This is a genomic window from Collinsella sp. AM10-26 (assembly GCF_003472525.1).
Taxonomy (GTDB): Bacteria; Actinomycetota; Coriobacteriia; order Coriobacteriales; family Coriobacteriaceae; genus Collinsella.
This window is the reverse complement of record NZ_QRMC01000010.1, coordinates 44,712-50,711: the sequence shown is the minus strand read 5'-3', so window position 1 is coordinate 50,711 and position 6,000 is coordinate 44,712. Positions and strand designations below refer to the sequence as shown.

The 6,000-nt window shown below is 59.6% G+C and carries 3 protein-coding genes and 1 pseudogene; 2 read left to right on the top strand and 2 right to left on the bottom strand.

Annotated features, from left to right (window positions below; translation table 11 throughout):
* Window positions 1-98 (bottom strand): annotated as a pseudogene (locus DW123_RS08975) (carbamate kinase); the annotation flags it as partial.
* A gap of 604 nt (window positions 99-702) precedes the next feature.
* Here DW123_RS08975 and DW123_RS08970 point away from each other — a divergent pair.
* Together DW123_RS08970 and DW123_RS08965 are read left to right on the top strand one after the other, a co-directional pair.
* Entirely contained in the window at window positions 703-1,119 is a 417-nt protein-coding gene (locus DW123_RS08970) for a DUF3830 family protein (protein WP_117763384.1), read from the top strand.
* Window positions 1,120-1,124: 5 nt separating this feature from the next.
* Window positions 1,125-1,646, top strand: a complete 522-nt coding sequence (locus DW123_RS08965) for a hypothetical protein (RefSeq protein WP_118098124.1) — start codon at window positions 1,125-1,127, stop codon at window positions 1,644-1,646.
* Between the two features lie 575 nt (window positions 1,647-2,221).
* Here DW123_RS08965 and nifJ read toward each other — a convergent pair.
* Window positions 2,222-5,761, bottom strand: a complete 3,540-nt coding sequence (nifJ, locus tag DW123_RS08960) for a pyruvate:ferredoxin (flavodoxin) oxidoreductase (RefSeq protein ID WP_117743978.1) — start codon at window positions 5,759-5,761, stop codon at window positions 2,222-2,224.
* Between the last annotated feature and the right edge of the window lie 239 nt (window positions 5,762-6,000).

The following is a 6,000-nucleotide window of genomic DNA, read 5'->3' as shown; positions in this document are numbered from 1 at the left end:
TTGCTCACGGCCTCGATCTGCTCGACGGGGTTGTTGCCGAGGGCGTTGCCGCCAAGGGCGACGACAATACGATCGGGCTTGCCAAGAGGCTTAGACATTGCTGGAATCCTTTCTGTAAAAGGCCTACAACCCATTAATAACCCGCGTCCGTGCGATACGCGAGTTTATTAAGGTTTATATTCTCTTTATCGCTCATTTTATTCATTTTGAAAATAGTGGAGCGGCGAACGGTCGTTTTTACCCGCTCAGCGTACAGAAGCCCAGCTCAGGCATATCTAAGCCATTTACGTGCAACTTTATTTAAATAGAGCAGAGATTAGAGCAGATTATACAAACTATATCTCTGCTAAACACAAAACAGACAGCATAATATCTTACTCGCACTATACGAGATTCTATGCACTTATAGGACGAGTATGCATCCCTGCAAAAACATGGGGCTTTTCATCCAACAAAAAGGATAGTCGATCGTGCTTCACCCTGCGGTAAGCGACTGTGAACAAGTTGCGCTGTGCCCAAGCGTCCAAAAAAATCTAAACAGGGATATTGCTTCGGCTCCCAAGGCGTGATACTTTAGCCAAGTACAGCACGGGCTGGGGCGGCAGGCATCTGTCGTGAAGTTTGGGTTCGGCGACCCCGTGGCTGTCTTCTCCTTTATCCGCCAGCGAGCCCCTTGAGCGACGGATTGAGGAGGTCCTTACTATGACAAAAATGCTCAAGATTACGCTGAATGGTGAGACGTTTCTCGCCGACATGCTCTGGGACAAAGCGCCCGAAGCATGCAGATTGTTCGAAGCGTCCTGTCCGGTCGAGTCGCGCATCTTCTCGGCAAAGATTTGCGATACCGAGGTGACCTATCCCGTATCGGGCCCCATCGCCAACTACGAGCACATCGAGAATCCCGTCTTTAACGAGCCGGCGGGTGCGGTGAGCTGGTACGGCGGCTGGTCTTCGGTCTGTATCTTCTTTGATGTTTGCGAGCCTTTTGGCACCTGCAACATGTTTGCCCGCATCTGCGAGGCCGACCGCGAGCGCTTTGCCACCGCTTGTCGCAACATTTGGGACAATCAGGGCATGTACATCAAAAACGAAATCGTCGAGATCGAAGCGGAGGCCTAAAGATAATGAATATCGACACCCTGCTTGTACTCGACCTTGCAGAGTACACCACTTCGCTAGAAGCCCTTGCCGACCAAATGATGCTTGAGGAGCCGCGCGATATCGACTATATGCGTCGCCGCAAGCTCGACACTGGCCGCGAGTTCGCAGTATGGAACTTTACCGTCGGCTACTGCATGAACGCTGCCGACGCCCTTTCGCTCCTGCGCGCCCAGGCAGCCGAGAACGTCAACGGTAACACCGCCGACTTGGCCACCCTCAACAACAGCGCCGCGCGCCTGTGCGACTGGTTCTCGGGCGCCTTTGACGTCACCGGCAAGATGGACGATACGACCGCCGTCCTCGCCCGCAGCCGCGACCTCTACGCCCAGGTCGAGACCCATGAGCAGTTTGCCGCCCTCACCCGCGCCACCGAGCGCTATCTGGTCCAGCTGCAATTTTGGGTCGATCGCCAGATTCCCTGGCCGGCCATCAGCGACCTGGTCCACGGCTACCGTCTGCGCACCGAAACCGGCGAGACAAGGTAAACCGGACTAGCAGCACCAACCACACCCCATCACGGGGCCCAAAGTAGTAATCAAGAGGCTGGAGACGCAAGCAACAGCGTCCCCAGCCTTTTTGCATGGTACCGCGCCGGTTCGATGGCTTTGAGACCTAAGCGAATCTTCGCTATCTGCCAATTTCTGTATGATTTGGGTCATTTCTGACTGCCAATTTTTGTACTTATAGGGGCAATCCTATCTACCAATTTTTGTCATTTAGGAGTTTTAATGCCACCCAGTAAGATCATTGATGGGCTTTTGAACTGGCAAAACAACTCCAATAAGGCGTTGCTTGTTATCAGCTCCCCCTCTATACCCAGAGAAGCGCGTGGTTTCGCGGCAATGCCGCGAAACAGCAACCGGGACAAAAGGCCCTGCCAACCACGCCCCCCGTTCAGCCCCACAATCCGAGGACGTAGTCGTAGCAGGATCTGAGGGCTGCCCTTCGCGGACATTCCGCAGGACGAAAGAACCCCCGCCGCAGTTCAGTGCGCAGCGGGGGTTCTTTCATGTCCGAGGACGTCCGCGAAGGTCAGCCCTCAGATCCTGCGGTGAGAGACCTAGGCCTCGTTGTACACCGTCTTGAGCTTCAGCAGGTGCTGGTAGCGATCCATGGCGGCCTGCTCGTTCTCCTTGAAGAGCTCCTCGGCGCGCTCGGGGAAGGAACGCGTCAGCGAAGCGTAACGGGCCTCGTTCATCAGGAACTCCTGATAACCGCCCGCGGGCTCCTTGGAATCGAGCGAGAACTTCTTGCCGGCAGCAGCCTCGGGGTTGAAGCGGAAGAGGTTCCAGTAACCGCACTCGACAGCCTTCTTCATCTCGGCCTGGCAGTTCTGCATGCCGCCCTTCTTGATGGAGTGCATCTCGCAGGGGCTGTAGCCGATGATGAGGGACGGGCCGTCGTAGGCCTCGGCCTCATGGATGGCCTTGAGGGTCTGAGCCGGGTTGGCGCCCATGGCAACCTGTGCCACGTAGACGTAGCCGTAGCTCATGGCAATCTCGGCCAGAGACTTCTTCTTGGTCACCTTACCGGCAGCGGCGAACTGAGCGACCTGGCCCAGGTTCGAGGCCTTGGAGGCCTGACCACCGGTGTTGGAGTAGACCTCGGTATCGAAGACGAAGACGTTGACATTGTGGCCGGAAGCCAGGACGTGGTCCAGGCCACCGAAGCCGATGTCGTAGGCCCAGCCGTCGCCGCCGAAGATCCAGAAGGACTTCTTGGTGAGGTAAGCCTTGTCGGCGAGAATCGCCTTGGAAGCGTCGCAGCCGCACTTCTCGAGCTCGGCAACGTAGGCAGCGGCAGCGGTCTTGGAGGCCTCGGCATCGTTGACGGAGTCGATCCAAGCCTGGCCAGCGGCCTTGAGCTCGTCGGACGGACCATCGGCAGCGATGATGTCCTGGGTGGCGGCGATCAGCTTGTTCTGGACGGCCTCGTAACCGACAGCCATGCCCAGACCGTGCTCGGCATTGTCCTCGAACAGGGAGTTGTTCCACGCCGGGCCGTGACCGTCCTTGTCCTTGCAGTAAGGAGCGGTGGCAGCGGGGTTGCCCCAAATGGAGGAGCAACCGGTGGCGTTGGAGATGAACATGCGGTCGCCGGCGACCTGGGTCACCAGACGTGCATAGGCGGTCTCGGCGCAGCCGGCGCAGGAGCCGGAGAACTCCAGGTAAGGCTGCTTAAACTGGCTGCCCTTGACGTTGGCCGCGATGAGCTCCTTCTTCTCGGAGACGTTCTCGACCATGTAGTCCCAAACGGGCTGCTGGTCCATCTCCTGCTCGGTGGGAACCATCTCGAGGGCGCCCTTGGGGCAGACCTTGACGCAGTTGGTGCAGCCCATGCAGTCGAGCGGGGACACGGCCATGGTGAACTTCATGCCCTTGGCCTTGGGGCCCATAGCGTCGAGCGTGCGGGTAGCCTCGGGCGCGGCGGCAGCCTCGTCCTCGGTCATCGCGAACGGACGGATGGTGGCATGCGGGCACACATAGGCGCACTGGTTACACTGGATGCACTTGGTCTCGTCCCAGTGGGGAACGACCACGGCGACGCCGCGCTTCTCGTATGCGGAGGCGCCCAGCTCAAACTGGCCGTCGGCGCAATCGACAAAGGCGGAAACGGGCAGGCTGTCGCCATCCATGCGATCGATGGGCTCGAGCAGGTTCTTGACCTGCTGAGCGATGGCGGACTTGGTCTCCTCGGAGAGCTCGACGGGAGCGGCATCCTCGGCGGTAGCCCAGTCGGCCGGAACCTCGAACTTACGGAAGGCGGTAGCGCCAGCATCGATGGCCTTATGGTTGGCGTCGACGATGGCCTGGCCCTTCTTCATGTAGGACTTGGTAGCCGCGTCCTTCATGTACTGCAGGGCGTCCTCGGCGGGCAGGACCTTGGCCAGCGCGAAGAAGGCGGACTGGAGCACCGTGTTGGTGCGCTTGCCCATACCGACCTTGGCCGCCAGGTCGATAGCGTCGATCAGGTAGACGTTGACGTTGTTGTTCGCGATGTAGCGCTTGGCCACGGCGGGCATGTGCTCGGCGAACTCCTCGTCGCTCCACTGGCAGTTGACCAGGAAGGTTCCACCCGGCTTGACGTCGCGGACCATCTTGAAGCCCTTGACGATGTAGCTGGGGTTATGGCAGGCGACAAAGTCGGCCTTGGTCACGTAGTACGGCGAACGGATCGGGGAATCACCAAAGCGCAGGTGCGAGACGGTGACGCCGCCGGTCTTCTTGGAGTCGTACTGGAAGTAGGCCTGGACGTACTTGTCGGTGTGGTCGCCGATGATCTTGATCGAGTTCTTGTTGGCGCCGACGGTACCGTCGCCACCCAGACCCCAGAACTTGCACTCGATGGTGCCAGGGGCTGCGGTGTTGGGCGCATCCTCGGCCTCAGGCAGGCTCAGGTTGGTCACGTCGTCGACAATGCCGATGGTGAACTCGCGCTTGGGCTCGTCCTTCTTGAGCTCCTCAAAGACAGCAAATGCGGACGCGGGAGGCGTGTCCTTGCTGCCCAGGCCGTAACGGCCGCCGACGACCTTGATGCCCGTCTTGCCAGCCTCGTAGAGAGCGGAGACGACGTCCTGGTAGAGCGGCTCGCCGATGGAACCCGGCTCCTTGGTGCGGTCCATGACGGCGATCTTCTGGACGGTCTCGGGGAGAACGTCGACGAAGTGCTTGATAGAGAACGGACGGAACAGGCGAACCTTGACCAGGCCAACCTTCTCGCCGTGAGCGTTGAGGTAGTCGATGACTTCCTCGAGCACGTCGCAGAAGGAGCCCATGCACACGACGACGCGGTCGGCATCGGGAGCGCCGTAGTAGTTGAACAGGCCGTAATCGGTGCCGAGCTTCTCGTTGATCTTCTTCATGTAGCCCTCGACGACGGCAGGGAGCTCGTCGTAGACCTTGTTGCAGGCCTCGCGGTTCTGGAAGAAGATATCGCCGTTCTCGTGGCTGCCGCGGGTGTGCGGGTGCTCAGGGTTGAGCGCGTGGTCGCGGAAAGCCTGGACGGCGTCCATGTCGCACATCTCGGCCAGATCCTTGTAGTCCCACATGGCGACCTTCTGGATCTCGTGGCTGGTGCGGAAGCCGTCAAAGAAGTTAAGGAACGGGGTCTTACCCTCGATGGCGGCAAGGTGAGCCACCGGCGAGAGGTCCATGACCTCCTGGACGTTGCCCTCGGCGAGCATGGCGAAACCGGTCTGACGACAGGCCATGACGTCGGAGTGATCGCCAAAAATGTTCAGGGCGTGGGAAGCGACGCAACGCGCGGAGACGTGGAAGACGCCCGGGAGCTGCTCGCCCGCGATCTTGTACATGTTCGGGATCATCAGGAGCAGACCCTGAGAAGCCGTGTAGGTGGTGGTCAGAGCACCGGCACCCAGCGAACCGTGAACGGTACCGGCTGCACCTGCCTCGGACTCCATCTCGACGACCTTGACCGGGGTGCCGAAGATGTTCTTGCGACCCTGGGCCGCCCACTGGTCGACATGGTCGGCCATCGGGCTGGACGGCGTAATGGGATAGATTCCCGCTACCTCGGTGTACGCATACGAAACATATGCGGCCGCCTCGTTGCCGTCCATAGACTTAAACTTACGCGCCATATACCCCTCTCCTCTCATATAGGTATACAGGCCCCGGCGATCGCCGGGATGTTGGCGTGATGGGATTTTCGCTGTTGCTTCCATCATCTGGCAGGCAGACTGAGCAGCAGGTACATGGCGTGGAGAGAAGGCATGCCGAGGCGAGGGGCAGCTGATGCACCCCACAGACTCGACCGCCCGTCTTGCACATGACCGAGCGCCGCAAAGGCCGCATGCCGGATGCTCCCGGGCACGCCCCG